Origin of the sequence: Flectobacillus sp., assembly GCF_049240685.1 — a bacterium.
Lineage (GTDB): Bacteria > Bacteroidota > Bacteroidia > Cytophagales > Spirosomataceae > Flectobacillus.
This window is the reverse complement of sequence record NZ_JBMLSD010000224.1, coordinates 26,609-47,396: the sequence shown is the minus strand read 5'-3', so window position 1 is coordinate 47,396 and position 20,788 is coordinate 26,609. Positions and strand designations below refer to the sequence as shown.

The 20,788-nt window shown below is 37.0% G+C and carries 18 protein-coding genes; 10 read left to right on the top strand and 8 right to left on the bottom strand.

Annotated elements, in window-relative coordinates; genetic code table 11:
• Positions 1-330: 330 nt before the first annotated feature.
• Both ACOVQ4_RS10295 and ACOVQ4_RS10290 read left to right on the top strand, forming a co-directional pair.
• Complete coding sequence (locus tag ACOVQ4_RS10295) at positions 331-549, top strand: hypothetical protein (protein WP_095160420.1); 219 nt, start codon at positions 331-333, stop codon at positions 547-549.
• A 15-nt stretch (positions 550-564) separates the two neighbouring features.
• Complete coding sequence (locus ACOVQ4_RS10290) at positions 565-792, top strand: hypothetical protein (protein WP_421820557.1); 228 nt, start codon at positions 565-567, stop codon at positions 790-792.
• A gap of 358 nt (positions 793-1,150) precedes the next feature.
• Here the strand turns inward: ACOVQ4_RS10290 and ACOVQ4_RS10285 are convergent, their stop codons facing one another.
• The 3 genes from ACOVQ4_RS10285 to ACOVQ4_RS10275 all read right to left on the bottom strand — a co-directional run bounded on the left by ACOVQ4_RS10285 (position 1,151) and on the right by ACOVQ4_RS10275 (position 4,188).
• Complete coding sequence (locus ACOVQ4_RS10285) at positions 1,151-1,783, bottom strand: DUF1275 family protein (RefSeq protein WP_421820556.1); 633 nt, start codon at positions 1,781-1,783, stop codon at positions 1,151-1,153.
• Between the two features lie 253 nt (positions 1,784-2,036).
• The gene (gene pyrF / locus ACOVQ4_RS10280; RefSeq protein ID WP_421820555.1) at positions 2,037-2,867 is read right to left on the bottom strand and encodes an orotidine-5'-phosphate decarboxylase; all 831 of its coding nucleotides are present in this window, start codon (positions 2,865-2,867) and stop codon (positions 2,037-2,039) included.
• 85 nt (positions 2,868-2,952) lie between these two features.
• Positions 2,953-4,188, bottom strand: coding sequence for a M16 family metallopeptidase (locus tag ACOVQ4_RS10275; RefSeq protein WP_421820554.1), 1,236 nt, complete (start codon positions 4,186-4,188; stop codon positions 2,953-2,955).
• A 236-nt stretch (positions 4,189-4,424) separates the two neighbouring features.
• On the opposite strand from ACOVQ4_RS10275, the gene ACOVQ4_RS10270 reads away from it, so the two are divergent.
• Together ACOVQ4_RS10270 and ACOVQ4_RS10265 are read left to right on the top strand one after the other, a co-directional pair.
• Complete coding sequence (locus tag ACOVQ4_RS10270; RefSeq protein WP_421820553.1) at positions 4,425-5,525, top strand: glycosyltransferase family 4 protein; 1,101 nt, start codon at positions 4,425-4,427, stop codon at positions 5,523-5,525.
• Between the two features lie 276 nt (positions 5,526-5,801).
• Positions 5,802-6,911 carry a glucosaminidase domain-containing protein gene (locus ACOVQ4_RS10265; RefSeq protein WP_421820552.1) on the top strand — a complete coding sequence of 370 codons (1,110 nt, stop codon included), beginning with the start codon at positions 5,802-5,804 and terminating at the stop codon, positions 6,909-6,911.
• A gap of 410 nt (positions 6,912-7,321) precedes the next feature.
• Here the strand turns inward: ACOVQ4_RS10265 and ACOVQ4_RS10260 are convergent, their stop codons facing one another.
• On the bottom strand, positions 7,322-8,245 hold the full coding sequence (locus ACOVQ4_RS10260) for an aspartate carbamoyltransferase catalytic subunit (protein ID WP_421820551.1): 924 nt from the start codon (positions 8,243-8,245) through the stop codon (positions 7,322-7,324).
• 79 nt (positions 8,246-8,324) lie between these two features.
• Complete coding sequence (gene pyrR, locus ACOVQ4_RS10255; RefSeq protein WP_166551763.1) at positions 8,325-8,861, bottom strand: bifunctional pyr operon transcriptional regulator/uracil phosphoribosyltransferase PyrR; 537 nt, start codon at positions 8,859-8,861, stop codon at positions 8,325-8,327.
• Positions 8,862-9,142: 281 nt separating this feature from the next.
• Between pyrR and ACOVQ4_RS10250 the strand changes: the two genes are divergently transcribed.
• Positions 9,143-10,012 (top strand): sugar phosphate isomerase/epimerase family protein, encoded by an 870-nt coding sequence (locus ACOVQ4_RS10250; RefSeq protein ID WP_421820550.1) that lies wholly within the window; start codon positions 9,143-9,145, stop codon positions 10,010-10,012.
• 318 nt (positions 10,013-10,330) lie between these two features.
• Positions 10,331-12,538 (top strand): DUF5916 domain-containing protein, encoded by a 2,208-nt coding sequence (locus ACOVQ4_RS10245; protein WP_421820549.1) that lies wholly within the window; start codon positions 10,331-10,333, stop codon positions 12,536-12,538.
• A gap of 132 nt (positions 12,539-12,670) precedes the next feature.
• Here ACOVQ4_RS10245 and rfbC read toward each other — a convergent pair whose 3' ends face one another.
• A complete protein-coding gene (rfbC, locus tag ACOVQ4_RS10240) occupies positions 12,671-13,201 on the bottom strand; it encodes a dTDP-4-dehydrorhamnose 3,5-epimerase (protein WP_421820548.1) in 531 nt (176 codons plus the stop codon).
• Between the two features lie 337 nt (positions 13,202-13,538).
• Between rfbC and hemW the strand changes: the two genes are divergently transcribed.
• The 3 genes from hemW to ACOVQ4_RS10225 all read left to right on the top strand — a co-directional run bounded on the left by hemW (position 13,539) and on the right by ACOVQ4_RS10225 (position 16,827).
• Entirely contained in the window at positions 13,539-14,693 is a 1,155-nt protein-coding gene (hemW, locus tag ACOVQ4_RS10235) for a radical SAM family heme chaperone HemW (protein WP_421820547.1), read from the top strand.
• A 230-nt stretch (positions 14,694-14,923) separates the two neighbouring features.
• Positions 14,924-15,721 carry a monofunctional biosynthetic peptidoglycan transglycosylase gene (gene mtgA / locus ACOVQ4_RS10230; RefSeq protein WP_421820546.1) on the top strand — a complete coding sequence of 266 codons (798 nt, stop codon included), beginning with the start codon at positions 14,924-14,926 and terminating at the stop codon, positions 15,719-15,721.
• Between the two features lie 515 nt (positions 15,722-16,236).
• A complete protein-coding gene (locus ACOVQ4_RS10225; protein WP_421820545.1) occupies positions 16,237-16,827 on the top strand; it encodes a hypothetical protein in 591 nt (196 codons plus the stop codon).
• A 57-nt stretch (positions 16,828-16,884) separates the two neighbouring features.
• Here ACOVQ4_RS10225 and ACOVQ4_RS10220 read toward each other — a convergent pair whose 3' ends face one another.
• On the bottom strand, positions 16,885-17,217 hold the full coding sequence (locus ACOVQ4_RS10220) for an MGMT family protein (protein WP_421820544.1): 333 nt from the start codon (positions 17,215-17,217) through the stop codon (positions 16,885-16,887).
• The gene (locus ACOVQ4_RS10215) at positions 17,217-17,789 is read right to left on the bottom strand and encodes a DUF3109 family protein (RefSeq protein WP_421820543.1); all 573 of its coding nucleotides are present in this window, start codon (positions 17,787-17,789) and stop codon (positions 17,217-17,219) included. The genes ACOVQ4_RS10220 and ACOVQ4_RS10215 overlap by 1 nt, the downstream gene beginning before the upstream one ends.
• A 430-nt stretch (positions 17,790-18,219) precedes the next feature.
• Here ACOVQ4_RS10215 and ACOVQ4_RS10210 point away from each other — a divergent pair, with 430 nt between their 5' ends.
• Positions 18,220-20,547 carry a LysM peptidoglycan-binding domain-containing protein gene (locus tag ACOVQ4_RS10210; protein WP_421820542.1) on the top strand — a complete coding sequence of 776 codons (2,328 nt, stop codon included), beginning with the start codon at positions 18,220-18,222 and terminating at the stop codon, positions 20,545-20,547.
• Positions 20,548-20,788 lie beyond the last annotated feature (241 nt).

Below are 20,788 nucleotides of genomic sequence, written 5' to 3'. Positions count from 1 at the left end.
ACCAAATTAAAGTACAAAATTTCATTTTCACAATCAATTTGAGCCTGTTGAATTAAAAACTGCTTAGGTTTTCACGTAAAACAATTTTTATCCGAATTTGTTTGAAGTAATTACCTATAATTATAGTTAATTGTTGAAATTAACCTAGTTTATGAAGAAAAGTGTACATAAATAAAAAAATATGTATTTTTCTCTTGCATTTTGCTTTTTTTGATAGTAGTATTGTGTAAGTTCACAAAATAGCCAATTTTACCTATTACCAATCAAATTTCATCAATAAACATTTTTTTTCTTGAAATTTAACAACAACCCATGAATAAAAACTAAGCGATGAATTATAAATTTATTTATCGTGATAAGGATTCTGGCAGAATTATCACGAACAAAGACATTATTAACCTACACAAATACAAAGTTGCTTGCGTAAAGCTTACTGAAAGAGGGATAATCAGAGACATTACAATACCTCCAGAATGGTGGATTGATGGGTCGATTGCCAATTGCAAAGACATTGCATATCATACTAGGATGAGTAAAACCAAAACTTAACTTAATTATATTAACATGAGATCTCGCCAAATTAATAAGCCATTTTCTATGCCATATCGTCCTGAAGATGTTTTTTATGTAACCTATTCAAAGTTCCTGAGTACTGCATTTCTAATTTTGAAAGAAAATAGAGAAAAAGTACAGGTTATCGTAAAACACGAACATGTAAAAGACCTAAAAGACTGGGTAACCAGAAACAAGATTCTGACGGATGAGAGCGTACTCGAATTTATTCCTTACTAGGTAGGAAGATGTTATTAGTTAATAGTATATGGGTTGTTTGAAGATATTCATCATCAAAAAGTAATATTCAAATTATTCCTAAGATATACTACTAGTTAATGGTGCAGAATAAAATTTAATTTTTGAGCCTTCGGCTTTCAGCTTTGGGCATTCGGCAAAACATATCTATCGTGACTAAAAAACATTTTAACACTCTTTGCCTTGTGCCTGTTGCCTAGTGCCTAAACACATAACTTAAATCTAATTTTGCACACTTACTTTCTATTAAAAATACTAAACATAAAATCCCTTGTAGTTCAGAACTATAAGGGATTTTATGTTTCAATAAGCCACCTATTTATCAATAGTCACTTCTTTTCTAAAATTTTCGTAACAATACACTCATGATAAGACCTATATAAAATAGGGCGGCAACCAGCATCAAGCTCATGGTTTGATATGTGACAGCTGAGACGGCTCCTATAGTAAAAAACACAATGATGGTGAGTCTTGTCAGTATGCTATCCCAAAGGCAACCTCTCGATTCGGGGCTTGTAAATCTTAGTTTAGATAATTCTACGCCTAAATCCATTACCAAACCCGTGAGTTGAGATGGTTTTACTTTGGCACAGGTAAAATTGGAGGCAAAAGCATTGTGATTACTCATAGCAAATACCAAACTGGGAATAAAAGGCTCTTTCATCATATAGGCACAAAGAACAATCACGAGATTCACACTTGGAGTGATGAGTTTTTTCCACATTTTGGGGACTAACTGATAACTATGATACCACCATGAACTAAAAAATGAACCTAGTAAATAACTCAATATATATATAGTAAGGGTAAAAGGAAACTGATATTCATTATCGCTCCACCATTGTACACCCAAACTAAACAAACCCGTGACATTGGTAGTGACCACACCGAGTAACTTTATACCCAAAATATTCACAATCCCCGATATAATCGAAAACGGAATGGCAATTGTTATGAGTCTTTTGAGCTTCATTTTTAGCAATAAAGTGATTAACGATAGAATATCTTTGATACACCCAGAGATATACAAATGAGAATTTCTATTAATTTTTAAGTCTATATATCAACAAACAAATATATTAACATTTTTTCATATAGTCGAAACATTTCGATAATTGGATAAAAATATTAGGAGAATAGTCAAAAATGAGTTAAAAAGAAAATTGGCACCTATTCTAAGAGTTGATGCTTAGAATAGGTGCCAAATCCAAATGGTAAGGTATCTATTATTTCTTCAAATATAAATCCAAATACTGAGCCATTTCTGCCTGTACTTTTTGTGCTTCTTCGGCAGCTTTTTCAGCAAAATCTTCACCAGAGGAAGCATAAATAATCGCACGTGAAGAGTTCACTAATAAACCACAAGTGCTGTTCATCCCGTATTTAGAAACATCTTCTAAACTTCCTCCTTGCGCACCAACACCCGGTACTAACAAAAAATGCTCAGGCGCAAGCGCACGTACTTGAGCGAGCATATCAGCTTGGGTTGCCCCTACTACATACATGAGTTGCTCGTCGGTACCCCATTCTTGTGATTTGGTTAAAACCTCCTCAAACAAAGCTTTGTTGCCCACAGATAAGGTCTGAAAATCTTTACTTCCTCCGTTCGAAGTCAGCGCCAAAAGAATAACCCATTTGTTGGGAAAAGTCAAAAACGGAGTAACAGAATCCTCACCCATATAAGGTGCGACCGTTACCGAGTCAAAATCAAGACCTGAAGAGTTGGGGTCAAAAAAGGCTCGTGCGTACAATCCAGAGGTATTGCCGATATCGCCTCGTTTGGCATCAGCGATTGTGAAACAATCTTTTGGAATATAGGCCAATGTTTTTTGAAGACTCTCCCATCCTTTTGCGCCAAAAGCTTCATAAAAAGCAATATTAGGTTTGTATGCTACGGCGTATTGCTTGGTAGCATCGATAATTTGCTTATTAAATTCGAAAATTGGGTCTTCAAACTCTAATAAATGTTTTGGAAGTTTTTGAAGGTCGGTATCCAACCCAACACATAAATAGGATTTTTTGGACAATATTTGTCCGAAAAGTTCTTGTTTTGTCATTGTATTGTCAATATATATTACTCAAATCGGTAAAAAAATACCATAGAACACAGGCCCTATGTTGATTTACTCTGTTTGAGTTTTGTTAATTTTCGGGCAGGAATGTTAAGTAGCTTAAATCCTCCTCTCTGCATAATTCATTAGCCAAATCTTGCAACTGGCTGGCAGAAACCATTCGAATCTGAGCAAATAGCTCTTCCAGTGAGTCAATTCGATTGATATCGAGCAGACTTTTGGCCATCATTAACATAAAGCTCATATTTCCCTCTTCAGACATTGCCATCTGCCCCATGAGTTGTTCTTTGGTATGATGTAGTTGAGTTTTGGTGAGTGGCACCTCTCTAAGTGTTTTGAGTTCTTTCAAAATCAAAGCATTCGCCTTTTTCAAGTGCTTTTGTTCGGTAGCATAATAAATTCCCCAATACCCCGTATCAATAAATGGTGTGTATCCAGCATCGATTGAGTATACTAATCCATTTTTTTCTCTTACTGCCAAATTCAGACGAGAATTCATTCCCGGACCGCCCAAAAGATTAATAAGCATAAAAAATGGCAAACGTTGAGCATGCGTAATTTCATAGGCAGTACGTCCGATAGCCACATGAGCTTGGGTTATACTACGTTTGAGGTTTACAATTTTTGGAGCATATAAAGCTGGCGGAGTTCTTACCAAACTCGAACTTTTGGTAGGGATATCCTTCATGTATTTCTCAACTAAAGCTAATACCTTTTTGAAGGGCATATTACCAACAGATGAAAATATGATTCGACTAGTATCCAGATTTTCATCAATAAAATTCAATAAATCTTGTCGTGTAAATCCATTTACACTCTCCTGAGTGCCTAAAATATTGCATCCAAGTTGATGGCCCGAAAATATAAGTTCATCAAAGTCATCTTGGATAGCATCCTCTGGAGAATCGTAATACATAGACATTTCTTCGAGGATAACGCCTCTTTCACGTTCTAGCTGCTTTTCGGGAAACACCGAACCAAATGTAATGTCTGAAAGAAGCTCTAAAGCTCGTTCATAGTGCGGAGTAAGCACGGATGCATGAAAACAAATTTTTTCCTTTGTTGTATAAGCGTTTAGTTCTCCACCAACGACTTCGAGCCTGTTGATAATCTGGAGAGATGAGCGTTTTTCCGTTCCTTTAAATGCCATGTGCTCCCAAAAATGAGCGAGGCCTTGTTGATGAGGTTTTTCGTCGCGGCTTCCCATATCTAGCATCAAACCTATATGTGAGATTGCTGTATGAGTTACTTGGCGATGTACAATTCTGATACCGTTGGGTAATGTATATTCTTGAATTCCGTCCATTCTAATGAATTTCCTTGTTTGATGGTGGTTCTCAGACAAGTTGTTTACTAATTTTCTAAGCTATTTCTATAGAACCACAAAGTTACACAATTTTGAGGCGAATCTGTTGGTTAGCAAAACTACTTACGAAAATAAGATGCCTGTAAGTATTAACACATTTTTATATAAATACATTCTGGAAGAAGAAAGTTTAGGTATTTTTGTTTTTTTAGTATAATCACATTTTCCCAAGAAGTATGCGAATTGGATTTGATGCAAAGAGAGCGTTTCAAAATTTTACTGGACTAGGTAATTATAGTAGATTTATTATTCAATCTCTTTTGGATTCGCCATCGGAGCATGAGTATTTTGCTTACACGCCAAAATTAAACGAAAAAGTACATTTTTCGAACCGCTTGAGGATAGCACTTCCTCAAACTGCCATGCCAAAGTCTTTATGGAGAAGTTGGGGAATCAATCAACAGCTAAAAAAAGACCATATCGATATCTTTCATGGCTTGAGCAACGAATTGCCATGGCAGATACAACAATCTGGTATTAAGTCTGTTGTGACTATCCATGACTTGATATTTATGAGATATCCTGAGTTATATCCAATGATTGACCGATGGATTTATCGAAGAAAATTCAAAGCTGCCTGTGAACAAGCCGATTGTATTATAGCTATTAGCCAACAAACCAAACAAGATATTGTGGAGATGCTTCAAATATCTCCTTCCAAAATAGAGGTAGTATACCAAGACTGTGATCCAGCCTTTAGAAAAAAACTTCCTTCAGAGCATATCTCGGCAGTTAGGAAAAAATACCAGCTTAACAAACCCTATATCTTATGTGTGGCAACCATTGCTGAAAGAAAAAATCAATTAACCTTGGTGAAGGCATTTGAGGCACTACATAATTCAGAAATAGAGTTGGTGTTGGTTGGGGGAAAAAGCAGCTATCAATCGCAAATAGAAGAATATATCCGACAAAAGAACTTAACAGGAGTTCATATTATCAATGGAGTACCATTTTCAGACCTTCCTGCCCTTTATCAAGGCTCAAGCCTGAGTGTTTATCCTTCTATCTTCGAAGGCTTTGGAATTCCTATCGTCGAAGCTCTCCATTCGGGGGTTCCTGTTATTGGAGCCACTGGCTCTTGCCTAGAAGAAGCAGGTGGACAAGGTGGTATTTATGTAAACCCATACGATATACAAGATTTGGCACATCAAATTCAGCGTGTGTTAAGTGACTCAGAGTTAAGCCATTCTGTAGTACAAGTTGGTCAAAAACATATTGCCAAATTCTCTTCTACAGAAATCGCAAAAGAATTAGAAAAAATTTATAAAAAAATTTAATAATTAGCAAACGGTTAAATATTGCCCTAGAACGTAAAAACGAACATTTGGTAAGTTTTTTAAACTGTATTATTAAAATTCAAACAAAAAATAAAGAAATAGTTCTACTATACACACCAACAATAGGCACGATTTTTGAAATTACGTAAAGTATTGAGACATAGTGAAATAATCCTAACGCTTGTTAAATTTAATACCTAAGTAATTTACCGCCCCATGAAGAAAAATAGTCTTTTACTATCTAAACTAATAGATAGGACTAAGGGCTTGATGTGTATGTCCTTACTTATTTGTAATTTATTTTCAATTTTAGCAAAATCAAATGACTCCTCAATGGGGTTTTCGGTCAACTATCCAAAGTATGCGAAAATCGGTCAAGAGGTTTCTTTCAATTTTGCTACAAGATTGAATATCCATCGAATTCGCGTGTTCGTGAATGGAAATAGTCTGGGTTCTACCTATGTTTCTAACAACCACGCCGAGTTCAAATTCAAGTTTGTATATGCTAGTACCAAAAAGCTCAAATTCGTCGGCTTCTCTTCCGACAACTACAGCATAGGTGAAATTCTCGGTGAAATTACGATTGCAGGAAAAAGACAAAAATTAGAAGAGCCAACGTACGAATTCACAAACGCTGGTTTGCCTCAATACAGCAGCGACAAAATTTATAGTCCTAATAGTGGTAACGCTACTTCGGCTCTATCGGGGGCTAATGTGGTGTACCCAAACCCTAATGTGCCATTAACTTTTTCGGATACCTTCGACGAAAATAATAAAGGAATTTCTGGATACAACTATAATGGAGTCAACGACCAACCGACCAATGAAATAGCATTGTCTTTTTTTAGTAGTATTCAAAATGAGGTATTGCCTCTAGCACGAAAATACAGGCTTCCAGCTAGTGTAATCATGGCAATGGCGGCTTTGGAAAGTGGCTATGGCTATAGCAAAACTGCAACGATAGCTAACAATTATTTTGGTATAAAACAGTGGAAGCCATCGCCTGACGGCTTTCAACTGAAAGGCCAACCAGATGAGCATAACGGTCGGGTAAGGGTAATTGGGCAAGCGAGTCCTGGGCAATATATTTATGACGAATCGAAAAGAAAAGATAATTGGTACCGATCGTTCAAGTCAAGAGCTGATTGTATAAAATTCTTGGTTGAGGAAGTATTTCTTCATAAAACAGGCAAATGGCGTCGAGATTATTCGGGGGCTGTGCGCGAGTATCAAAACAAACTAGATAGAGGTTGGAGCAAACAAGATGCGGCTTACCATTTTGCCTATTTATTAGGGGCTAAAGGCTACAATCATTTAGGTGGGCGATATTATGCAGATAGAACCTTTAAAATTATAGAAAAATATAATCTTATATATTTTGATTAACAACCATTTTGAGCAAACTCTAACTTTTTTGAATTACCCCACAACGAACTAAAATTAATCATCTCAAAATTTAGTCAATGCGTAAATGCGGGCTTATTATTTGTAAAAATTTCACTTACAAAGAATATTACCTCACATTCGAGCACTCATCCTTTTTGGTTTTAGGATAAAAACCATGAATCATCACGAGTTGGGTGAAAGTAATTAAGTAAAAAATTGGGATTCAAGCAGTACAGACGCAATGATTGCGACTTGATATTTGCATCTGAAGCCAAGTAAAATCTTGCATGATAGCATCAAAAAAGCGGTCGAAAAAGTATTTTTCGACCGCTTTTTTGATAAATATTTAGCGCATAATCTCAATCCTAAAAATTCGGAATGACTTATGTTCTAGCTTATTTGCTGATAGACTAGTTTTGGGCTGCAAGTAAATACAATACTGCCATACGAACAGCCACACCGTTTTCTACCTGATCTAGGATAATAGAATGATGAGAGTCTGCAGCATCAGAAGTCAACTCTACTCCACGGTTAATAGGGCCTGGGTGCATCAGTACGATTTCTTTGTCTAGCTCATCCAACATTCTTTTATTGATACCATAGTACAAAGAATACTCACGCAAAGACGGAAAATATTTAATTTGTTGGCGCTCCAACTGAATACGTAATACATTGGCTACATCACACCATGCCAAAGCCTTCTTTACATCGTGGCAAACTGTTACTCCCAAATCAGTAATATGACGAGGAATCAACGTAGACGGCCCGCATAGCATTACTTCAGCACCTTGTTTTTTGAGGGCAAAAATATTAGATAGTGCCACCCGTGAGTGTAATATATCCCCAATAATAGCGATTTTCTTTCCAGCTAAATCACCCAATTTTTCGCGCATCGAAAACGAATCTAACAGCGCCTGAGTGGGGTGCTCGTGCGTGCCATCACCAGCGTTGACAATATTTGCCTTAATATGTTTTGATAAATAATGAGGCGCACCTGGACTAGCATGGCGCATCACAATCATATCTACTTTCATGGCCAAAATGTTATTGACCGTATCCAAAAGGGTTTCTCCCTTTTTTACAGAACTACCTGCCGCCGAAAAGCTTAGGGTATCAGCAGAAAGCCGTTTTTCTGCTAATTCGAAAGAGAGACGAGTACGAGTTGAGTTTTCGAAAAATACGTTGGCAATAGTCACATCACGAAGAGAAGGAACCTTCTTGATAGGACGATTGATAACTTCTTTAAACTCTGTGGCGGTGGCCATAATGAGTTCGATATCTTCAGGAGTTAGGTCTTTGATACCCAAAAGATGGCGAGTGCTTAATTTTTGCATGGGAATTTATAGCTCAATACGCAGTATGCGATGAAATAAGTCAAAAAAATACACGACTCAGAAGAATCGTGTCATCAGATTATTTTGTAATCAACCAAATTCTATCAGCTTCGTGGCCTTGTTCTTTCCACTCAACCAATACTTTCTCGGTATCAATAGTATTTACTTTTTTACCAACATAGTCAGGTTTTACTGGCAAATCACGATTGTAGATACGATCCACCAAAACACATAATTCTACCTTATCAGGACGACCAAATGCCGTCATGGCATCCAAAGCAGCACGAACCATACGACCCGTAGCCAAGACATCATCTACCAAAATAACTTTTTTGTTTTCAATCAAAAAAGGCACTTTGGTTGCATTAGGCTTGAGAGGTTCTCGGCGGCGAAAATCATCGCGATAAAAAGTAGCATCTAATTGTCCTAATGGAATATTTTTACCTGTTATGCTCAACAATTCTTCTTGAATACGTTTGGCAAAAAAGATACCTCTTGGTTGTAAACCAATGATGACACTATCAGTAAAATCTTGATGATTCTCGATCAATTCTTGACAGAGACGGCTGATAGTAATCTCTAAAAGGGGGCTTGAAAGAATAAGTTTCCGTTGCATCGGGTGCAAAGATAATATTAAATTATGAATTGTTCGTGCCAAGATTGTTTATGAGTAACAAAATTAAGGCTTTGTTGAATGAATGAGAAATAAAAAACAAATAGAATGTGGTTTTAGTGTAAAAGTTTGGGGGATACTAAAAAACTTGTTTAATACGCCTTGCTTTTTCACAAACCCCAATAGTAACTGATAAGAATCAGTAGCAAGTCCCTAATTTTGTAAATTACTATCCCCAACCCCATTTTAGGGTTTTTATTTACTTTTAAACAATTTTCAAACTCATGCAAAGAAGAAACTTTCTTAAGCAATCTGGCTTACTTGCCGCTGGAGCGTTGGCGCTCAACTCCTCAGACCTATTTGCCAACGCAAACAGCAAAATCATCAAAACATTCGGGGTTCAATTATACAGTGTTCGTGATGTATTGCCAAAAGACCCAAAAGGTGTGATGACACAATTAGCAGCAATGGGGTACAAGCAATTTGAAAGCTATGGTGGTGCCAAGGGTTTTCTTTGGGGCATGTCACCTAAAGAAATTAAATCATTTTTGGGAGATATAGGTGTACAAATGGTAAGTACTCACTTCAACTATACTGGCGAAATCAAAAATCCAGAGGAATTAAAAAAGAGTATTGATTTGGCAGCTGAGGCAGGACTAAAGTATATCCTTTGCCCTTACTTAGGTGCACAAAAAACTTGGGACGACTGGAAACGTATTGCTGATAAATTTAATGAAGTGGGTGAACAAGTCAATAAAGCTGGTCTGAAATTTGGTTATCATAACCATGACTACTCTTTTCATTTACTTGATGGTAAAATGCCGCAAGAGTTTTTGTTAGAAAACACAGATCCATCAAAAGTAATGTTTGAATTGGACTTATGTTGGATTGATGTGGCTGGTGTAAACACAGCCGAGCACCTCAAAAAATATGGTAAGCGTTACGAGCTTTGTCATGTAAAAGATTACAAAAAAATAGATGGCAAACCTGTACAAAATGACCTCGGCAAAGGAAGCGTAGATATGAAAAAAACGCTTCGTGCGGCACTCGACAATGGCATGAAGTATTTTATGGTAGAACAAGAAGAATATCCAGAATCGTCTTTGGCTAGCTTAAAATACGACGCAGCATTTATGAAAAAGCTTTCAATTTAGCATTACCAATAGTCTGCTTTAGGCTATAAGCTTTAGGTATTAAGCCAAAATGCTTTTTTGTATTCATTGGGAGTATTTTTGCCGAAAGCCCATTGCTGAAAGCCGAAAGCCAAAATTTGATTTTTATATTACCTACTAACTTAGGCAAAGAGAATATAGACATTCGTATAAAACTACACTGCTATCTCTTTGCCTATCTTTATATTGAAACAACTCATACTACACGCTCAATCATTTGAATATCTGCTATTTACAAAAATACCACTACTCCTCTTTTTCAACGTTTAATCTCAACTCACATACTATCCTAAATAATTAATGAAAAGATTTCTCCTCCCATTATTATTATTATGGACTGGGGTAAAAGCACAAGATGCAGAAGTGTTTAAACCAGATTCTATCAAAAAAGAACTCAAAGCTATTCAGATTAAAAACAAACTGAAAGTGGATGGTTTGCTCAATGACGAAGAGTGGCGTTTGGCTCCTAGCTCGCCAAAATTCACTCAAATTGAGCCATTTCAGGGTAATAACCCCAATCATCATACCGAGGTAAAGGTGTTGTACAACAACCATTTTTTGTACTTTGGTATTATTTCGAAAGACTCTTTAGGAAAAAAAGGGCTTCGTGCAACTGACTTCAAGCGGGACTTCAATGCATTACAACATGATTTGGTAATGCTCTCATTTGATGGCTTCAACGACCAACGAAATGCCATTTCGTTGGGCACTAACCCTTATGGCGTTCAGCGCGATTTATTATCATTCGATGATTTGTATTATGATATGGATTGGGATGGTCTTTGGCGCGTTAGAACTAGCCGAACCGACTCAGGTTGGGTAGCCGAAATCGCAATTCCTTGGCAAACCCTTCGCTATCCCAAAACAGCCGATTCTGTCCAAAATTGGGGAATAAATATTTACAGAAATAGAAGACTGAGTAATGAAGTTTCGGCGCTTTCGGCATTTCCACGTTCGTTTACATCCATGCGAATGAACTATGCAGGAAAGTTGTCGAATCTTAAGCCTCCTCCACCAACTTCTAATATTCGCTTTCAGCCTTATTTTTTAACCTCCTATGACCATTATTCAGGCTACGACGCCTCCGTAAAACCAGAGGAGACGAATCTAAAAGTGGGAGGCGAAATGAAATGGGCGATTAATACAAATACTATTTTTGACCTGACCATCAACACAGATTTTGCTCAGGCCGATGCCGACCGTCAGGTGAATAATGTGAGTAGATTTTCGGTTTTTTTTCCAGAAAGAAGACAGTTTTTCCTCGAAAATGCCTCTCTCTTTGGGGTTGGAATTAGCAGAAATCCCGACGAATCGGGAGGTAACATGCGAATTCAACCATTTTTTAGTCGTAGAATAGGTCTGGACGATAAAGGTAATCCTATTCCGATTGAAATTGGGAGTAGGTTGGTTTATCGCTCAGATAAACGAAACTTTGGCGCTATTTTAATGCGACAAAAAGAACTTGGTGATTCGCCTGCAACCAATTTTTTTGTTGGACGTTTTTCTGAAAATTTTGGAAAACAAAACCGTGTAGGAGGTTTATTAACGCTCAAAAATAGACCCGACGGTACAAATGTTGTGAGCACAGTTGATGCCTTTTTTAGGCTTTCTGACACGCACTCCTTAAATACCTTAGTATCTCAGTCTTCTTCAAGTATTACTGGTAAAAATGGCATGACAGCCTACGCCCAATATTTTTTTGTAAACAATCAATTCAAAATTTGGTGGACACAGTCGGTTGTTACAAAAGATTATGACCCTGAATTAGGTTTTGTTTCCAGAAACGACGTAGTTGCCACTACCCCGGGGATTTTTTGGTGGTACCGAGGCAAACGATTACCCTTCAAAAAATGGTTACGGGCATGGGAACCAAGTATTTTTCCTGAGTTTTATCATCAAGCCTCCACTGGCAAACTAATCGAACGAGTGTGGACAATCTATCCAATATGGCTCAACCTACAAAGTGGCGCATATTTGGGGTATAGCATCAACCCCACTTATCAGTATTTGACTGAAGCCTTCGAACCACTTGGCGTAAAAATTGGCTCAGGCGAATACAGTTATGTTCGCCATCAGGTATATGCCAGTACAGACCCCTCGCGTGTGCTCAATCTGCAATTGTCCTATTCGGGCGGAACCTATTTTAACTTAAAACTCGATGCAGCAGACTTGACATTACAATTTGCGCCAATGCCACATATCTCTTTATCAGGTAGATTTAACAGGAATTATTTCTCGAAAGTTGGTGACGCCCAAACCACATCTAATGTTGATTTGTACTCAATGGAAGGCAGATTTGCCCTGAATCCAAGATTGCAATTGATTGGTTTTTATCAAAGAAATTCAGAAAATAGCTCCCAAAATTATAACATCAGATTTTCGTGGGAATATCAGCCTTTATCTTATATCTATTTGGTATTTAACCAACAATCCTTTAATCCATACATGGAAAGAGTACGAGTAGAAAACCATGTAATTACAAAAATTAGCTATTTGAAACAGTTTTAGTAATAGAGGTAATAGAAAAAAGTAGATTTCTTTCAAATTTCAATATCCCAAAGCAAACCCCTCCAACTCATAGAATTAGAGGGGTTTGCTTTGGGATATCATTTAGGATAACAGCGAAAAATTTCCTTTTGACTACCTCAAATCTTTGAATCTTGGTAAAACCAAATCTTTGGAAGATACAATTGGGTTTTCGACACCCCAGTCGATACCGAGGTCGGGGTCATTGTAAATAATACCAGATTCGGATGCTTTGTGCCAGTATTCAGTGCATTTGTACAAGAATACGGTTTCTTCCAATGCCACAAAACCATGTGCGAATCCTGCAGGAACAAATAACATATTCCCCACAGTTGAATCCAATTCAAATTTGGCGTGTTGACCAAAAGTAGGAGAATTACGGCGAATATCTACCACTACATCTATCACCTTTCCTGTGATTACACGCACCAATTTGCCCTGTGCAAACGGGTCATACTGGAAATGCAAACCACGAATTACACCAGGTTTTGACCAAGAGTGATTGTCTTGAACAAAATTTCCTGGTATACCATTTGCTTCAAAAAGTTTTTGATTATACGATTCGTAAAAAAAACCTCTTTCGTCTTCGAATTTAGTGGGGTAGCATTCGATAACTCCTTCTAAGGCTGTTGTCTTAAACTGCATTATTAACGAAATTGAATAGACTAATTAAAAATTTGTTTTGAGATTCTCCAAAGTTAGTTTTTTCATAACGAATCCTAAAATTATTTTAAAGGAATCTACTTGTTTCACAACGACTATGTAATATTTTAGTTTTTTAAGTTAGGTCACAAAATAAAAATTAATTTTTGAGCTTTCGGCTTTCAGGTATGGACATTCGACAAAAAAACATCTCTAACTTTACTAAAAAACAATTTTACACACTTTGCCTTTTACCTCCAACAAATTACCTAGGTATAGTAAAAGTTCAAAAACTATTTAGAATAAACTCCTACCTTTGTGATGTATTTCTGCCAAAAATATGGCTCCAAAAGCGCAAAAAAAACGTATGCATATCTATCTTCATATTCCATTTTGTAAACAGGCTTGCTATTATTGCGACTTTCATTTTAGTACTTCTTTATCACAAAAAGAGGCTATGATAGATGCCATTTGTCAAGAAATTTATCTTCAAAAGCATTATTTAAAAAAAACCTCTATATCGACGGTCTATTTTGGCGGTGGCACCCCTTCTATTTTAGATGAAACCTCGCTTCATGCGATTTTTTCGGCATTACATCAAACATTCATTATTTTACCTGAGGCAGAAATTACCCTAGAGGCCAATCCTGACGACATCACTAGCGAGAAGCTGCGTATGTTCAAAAAATTTGGTATCAATCGACTCAGTATCGGTATACAATCTTTTCATGAGCCACATCTCCTACAAATGAATCGCGCTCATAATGCAAAAGAGGCCGAAACTTGCGTTCAACTAGCGCAAGATGCGGGCATCGACAACATTACGATAGATTTGATTTACGCAATTCCTGCGCCAAGTCATGAAATTTTATATGCAGATTTAGCCAAAATCGAAGCCCTCAATCTTAGTCACGTTTCGGCCTATTGTCTCACAATCGAACCTCAAACGGTTTTTGGCAAGTGGACCAAACAAGGAAAAATGCCCAATATAGATGACGACTTCTCGGCCGAACAGTTCAGTATTTTAGTTAAAACCCTGCAAGATATGGGTTACGAACAATACGAAATATCAAATTTCGCCCGAAATCAACACTACTCCAAGCACAACACAAGCTACTGGAAACAAGAGGAATACCTAGGAATTGGTCCATCGGCACACAGTTTTAATGAGCATAGCCGACAGTACAATATTGCCAACAATACCAAATATATCCAGCAAATTAACCAAGGTGTCATTCCTGCAACTTTGGAATACCTATCAAAAGAAGATCAAATTAACGAATATTTGCTCACAGGACTCCGAACAATTTGGGGTTGTAACATCGAGTATTTGGATAATTTACTTGGGAGCTCTTTTATTGATTTACAAAAAAACTTTCTTCAACCAATATTCAATGCTGGACATATCGAAATCCAACAACAAAGCTTAAAACTTACACAGGCTGGCAAACTTTTTGCCGACCGAATTGCCTCAGATTTATTTATTGAATCATAAGCCCCTGTACCCTTGCTTGATGGTATGGCATAACATGAAAAATACTAAAAATTTGTGGTCGAAAACACTTTATGATTCAAAATCAATATTTTGTATTTTTTCTAGAAATACTTCTTAAAAGTATGACAAAACCCATGAGATTTTTGAGTAATTTTGTAATATTGAACTCATGGCTCATAACCTAATCCACAAGTTAAGAAAAACGCTTCATTTGACAAATTGATTGCTTTATGGGAAAAAATACATTCAAAATCACTGAGCAAGAACCAATGGAAGAAACCACAACCAAGCCGAGTTGGTGGCAACGATACAAAGCATTTAGAGAAAAAAATACTTTTGCACAATACCTACAACGTCTTTTCCTAAAAGCACTCTTATATTTCTTAGGAATTTCGCTAGGACTTGTAATTATTTTTAAGTTTGTTCCTGTTTGGTTTACTCCTACCATGTTGGATCGCAAACTTGAGGCACTTGCGGATGGTCGAGACACCGAGATATATTCGGATTGGGAACCATACGAAAATATTTCGAAAGAGGTTGCCCTAGCTGTTGTAGCCTCCGAAGATCAGCTATTCCCAGAACATCACGGGTTTGATTTTGATGCTATGTGGGGGGCATTTCGTCATAATTTTAAAGGTAAAAAAATTAAGGGTGCAAGTACTATCTCGCAACAAGTAGCCAAAAACGTCTTTTTGTGGCAAGGACGTAGCTATGTACGAAAAGCCCTAGAGGCTTATTTTACGCTATTAATTGAATTGATTTGGGGGAAAGAACGAATTTTGGAAGTATATCTCAATGTAGCCGAAATGGGGAAAATGACATTTGGCGTAGAAGCAGCCTCCTTAAAATATTATGGCCATTCTGCCAAATATTTGACACGTACAGAGGCTGCAAGAATTGCCGCAGTGCTGCCAAGTCCCAACCGTTTCTCTATCAAAAAGCCTTCGGCATACGTACAACGCCGCACCAACTTTATCGTTCGTCAAATGAGAGGACTCGGTGGCAAACAATATATCAATAATTTATAGACTAGCCAAATATTATTAAACTTCAAAAGGGTTAAATGTTTTTTTAAGAAGCATTTAACCCTTTTTTATGATATTTTATTTTGAAATACCATCCAATGAGCTCTCCCATTCCTGAGCTCCTAACTTTATTAAACGGTTTGGAAATTTGATAAATTTTGTATTACCTTTGCATACACTCTTGTGAAAATGTCCAAAAACGTTCTTTGAATCTAAATTTCACACGTCAAATTTAAACAACTGTAAAACAGTTTCTTACTTAATTACACATCAATTATCCAGCTTATTCGGATACGTACATTTTCACAAAATAATCCAAAACCTAATCACCATAAAGGTATTCGCCTTCATTCATCAAGACACTGTAACTCTTGGCCACGAATGATTGTTTTTTGTGCTATCCTTTTTTGTGCACAAAGATTATTCAAGAATGACTACTACTTGAATACGGGAAGGTGCAGTAGTCTCGCATAAGGCCGAAAGAGGCTTTTTGCTCTACTTAAACAAACATATATCGTATGAGAAAGACGCTATTACTCTGCATGTTTTTCGCTTTGATAAGCATGCTGGTTTCTGGCTGTAAAGTAAAACAGAAACAACACGACCTTTCTTCTCAAGACAGTCAATCCATCATCACTGATTTATTAGAAGGAGATGAATTGACGAATCAATTGTCTAAGACTTGGACAATCAACAAGGTAAACTACCAAGCAGATTCTAAAAAAGATATGCTTTACCAAAGAGGAGAAGTAGCAAATTTGCGTGATTATTCGAAAGAAAGCTTCAAATTGTCATCCGACGGCACGGTGATACATACCGATGAAGGTGGTGACAAACATGAAGGAAAGTGGAAGCTCGTGGACAACAACACCAAACTAAAAATGGTGTTGGAAGACAAAAAAGAAGTGTTTTGGGATATTTTAAAAACCGACACTAAAACTTTGGTACTCCATTTGAGTGTAAACGCTCGCAAAGTAAATTGGGATATTCAAAAACTTGATGAAATTGATATTCCAACCGCCGCAGTATTCGCAGGTTTTTTCGCCGGCATTGTTGATGAAAATACACAAAACATTAGTATTACTTATCAAATGAGCCCAAGAGGCTAATCAAAAAGGCTAACCAATTGGTTAGCCTTTTTTTGTATTTTATAGTCTATGTGTTAGCTATAACAACTCTTCTGAAGGAATCCACAAATGCTTTTTAAAATCGACTATCTTATCGTTTTTGATGACAATACCCTCAGCTTCTAATAATTCTTGCATACGATTCCCTCCAAAAAAGCCCTTTCCTGTAAGCACACCAAGGCTATTTACCACTCGATGAGCTGGAATAGTGGGGTCGGCATGACAGGCATTCATAGCCCAACCAACTAGCCTAGCACCACTTTTTTTACCCAAAAACTGTGCTATTGCGCCATAACTTGTCACCTTCCCTGATGGAATTAGCCGCACTACGGCATACACATCTTCAAAAATATTCGATTTGTCGGCTGACATTATTCTTCTTCCCTATCTTTTATTTCTTCCAATAACTCTTGATACCAAGCTTCGCCATACTTACGAATGAGTGGTTCTTTCAAAAACTTATAGAGCTCTACGCCCAATTGCTCACCGTGCGAGCAAGCGTCAGAACAAATATGCCAACGGTCATAATTCAGCGCATCATATTGATCATACTTGGTAATTCTTATCGGATACAAATGGCATGAAATCGGCTTTCTCCAAGAGATTTTACCATCGAAATAGGCCTGTTCAATACCACATTTCAAGATTCCCTTGTCATCATACAACGCAAAAGCACACTCACGACCTTTGATAACAGGTGTCGAGAAATCGCCCTCCCAATCTTTCACATAAGTACCCTCTTGTTCGATCACAGCCAGGCCTTCTGGTGATAAATACGGTTTTACGGCATCCAGAATTTCGTTCATAATAGGTAATTCATCATCCTCAAGAGGCGCACCCAAATCGCCTTCTACACAGCATGCACCTCTGCATTTGAGTAAGTCACAAACAAAAAACTTTTCGGCTATATCGTCACTAATGACCGTATTCTCAATTAAAATCATAATACTATTGTATATTCGTTAAATTTTGGGAGTGCTATGAAATAAAATGCTCCATTCAATAAAAATTTAGCGAAATTAAAGTAAATTTTAGATACTTTTATAATTTGGCACTCTAATTGAGTTTATTCCATGAAAGGTAATTTACACTTTATTATTTGCACCTCTACAATTTACGAGGTTTTTAAGCAAAGAAGAAAAATTTTGTAATATCCTTTAATAGTACTCTACACGCTCAATACAAGCGGACAAAATGGTTACTCAGTCTTGCTTTTCTTTTAGATACATGGTTGTTTATTTGCTCCAATTCCAATCATCGAGTAGTGAAGAATCAATTAATATAGAAAACGTTTGGTCCTGATATATAGGCTGGAGTACTAGAGAAGTATTAATAATTAATGCACAAAATATATCTTACTTTTTTAAAAAGTTCATGAAATTATATCGCTACTTAACACTAATTGTTGCACTCTTTCCCAGTCTGGTTTTGGCTCAGGATATACCATCAAGTATGGTTGTTGGCACAGTTAATGTAAAAATTACTGATGAGGCTCGTACCAAAATTTTGGCTGAAATCAGCCCACTGACTATCAATAGAGGCTACTTAGATAGAATGCTCAGTAGAATGCTCACTTACATGCCAGCCGTAGAGCGCATTTTGCAAGAAGAGAAAATTCCAGACGAAATTAAGTATTTATGTGTTCAAGAAAGTTTTCTGAACCCTGATGCTCGTTCTACTTCAGATGCAATTGGCTATTGGCAATTTAAGCGTGAAACAGCCAAAGACTATAATCTGAGAGTGGATGCTGTAGTAGACGAACGTAAACACTTGATGGCATCGACCAGAGCGGCCTGTAGTTACTTCAAAAAACATCGTGATTTGTTGGGTAACTGGGTGGCCAGTATCTTGTCGTATCGTTTGGGCTATACCAGCTTTCGAAAAGCTAAGGAAATGGAATGGGCCAACAAATCCGAAATCACTGTCACCGGCGATACAGATTGGTATATCATTCGCTTTTTGGCATATAAACTAGTATTAGATCAAGAGTATAATAAAGTTAAACAAAACCCTCCTTACAATAATCCTGTACTTTTTGAATACAGTAAAACAAAAGGAAAAAGCCTTTATGAACTCGCTACATTTTTGAAAGTAAGCACACAGGAGCTTGAAGTTTACAATACTTGGCTTACCTCAAAATCTATCCCAGACGACAAGGATTATACTGTTTATTTGGTAGTTGAGCCTTCCAAATATCAAGATTTAATCAATCTGGTAGATAAAGATAACAGCACTGGTATAAGCGGCGGCTCGAGTGGTGTTTCTCCTGCACCTAATTATCCTGACGTTCCTGGTTCGGATATAGGTTTTCCTGTATTAAAAAGGCTTTCTCCAGCCAATACCAACCCTAATGAACCCATCTATTATGAAATAAATGGAAAAAAAGGAATCTTAGCATTAGAAGGCGACACACCCGAGAAAATTGCTGATAGAGGCAATATTAGCTTGAAGAAATTCCTCAAATACAACGACTTGGAAGATAATGAACGTATTATTCCAAACCAAGTGTATTACCTACGCAAAAAAGACCATAAAGCACAGGTTGCCTTTCATACGGTTCGTGGAAACGAATCTCTCTGGCAGATTTCTCAGATGTATGGCATCAATTTGGATGATTTGAAGGAAAAAAACAGAATTACAACAGTACAACGTCTTACAAAAGGAAGACTTTTGTACTTAATTGACTCGCGCTCACCAAAAGATGATATTTTGATTGTAAAGGAAGATCCAGCTTCTCCAAAGCCACAAGACCCTACACCAGCACCAATCAAGGAGCCGGTAAATAATGGTGCTAATACCAATAATCCGATAGACACCAAAATGCCTACTCCGATTATTAAAAATCCAGATACACAACCCAAACCAAACAATGAAGGTACAACTGGAACTGTAAACCCTCCAAAGAAAGACCCAGTAGATCCATTGGAGCCTGTGTATCCGAATACTCCAAAGCCTACAAATCCAACTCCCTCTGTTCCTTCAGGAGCGTATGATTCCAAAAAGGGGATGTTTCAGGGAACACACCGTGTAGAGCATAAACAAACTTATTTTAGTATTGCTAAGCAATACAACATGACCGTAAACGAGCTCTATGAGTTGAACGGACTTGATGCCAGCGTTACTTTGAAAGTAGGTCAAGAACTAAAAGTGTATAAAAACAACGCAGAGGCAGACGCAATAATAGGCAACAAGGACGCGGTTATTCCTGTAGATACTAAGAAGAATAAACCAGTGGTGGTTGATGAACCAACTGTCCCTAATCCTTCCAAACCTGTTGAGGTCAAAAAATCAACTGATGAGGAAAGTAAAGAAAATAAATTTATTGTTTCAACAAAGAACCCAATATTCAAAATTGTACATACCGTACAAAAGGGAGAAACAATTTTCAGAATTGCGTCTTTTTATGAGGTGAGTCCAGAAAATTTGAAGAGTTGGAACAATCTTTCGTCAAATTATGTAGAAATTGGACAAGAGTTGACCATCCCAGGAGAATATGCTCGAATTCCAAGTAAAGAAGAATACGTTAAGCCAATTACCCCAGAGGTAGAGAAAAGCCAAGACCAAAAGTATCACACTGTAAAAGCTGGCGAAACGGCCTATCGAATTTCGATAATGTATAATTTATCGGTTCCTCAACTGCTAAAGATAAATGGTTTGTCAGGGCCAACTATTTCGGTAGGACAAAAACTCAAAGTAAAATAAAAGATTTCATTTTGCACTAAAATTACAAGTTGAGATGCAACGATTGCTTCTCAAACCATTCATATCTAGTATAAAAGCATCAAAAAAGCGGTTGAAAAAATATTTTTTCAACCGCTTTTTTGATAAAAACTTGGAGAATTATTCAAAGTCCTAAACTTAGCAATACCTTCAAGATAAGTATGAATACAAAATCAGATACGAGTTATGTGTTTAGGCACAAGCCAAAGAGTGTTAAATGTTA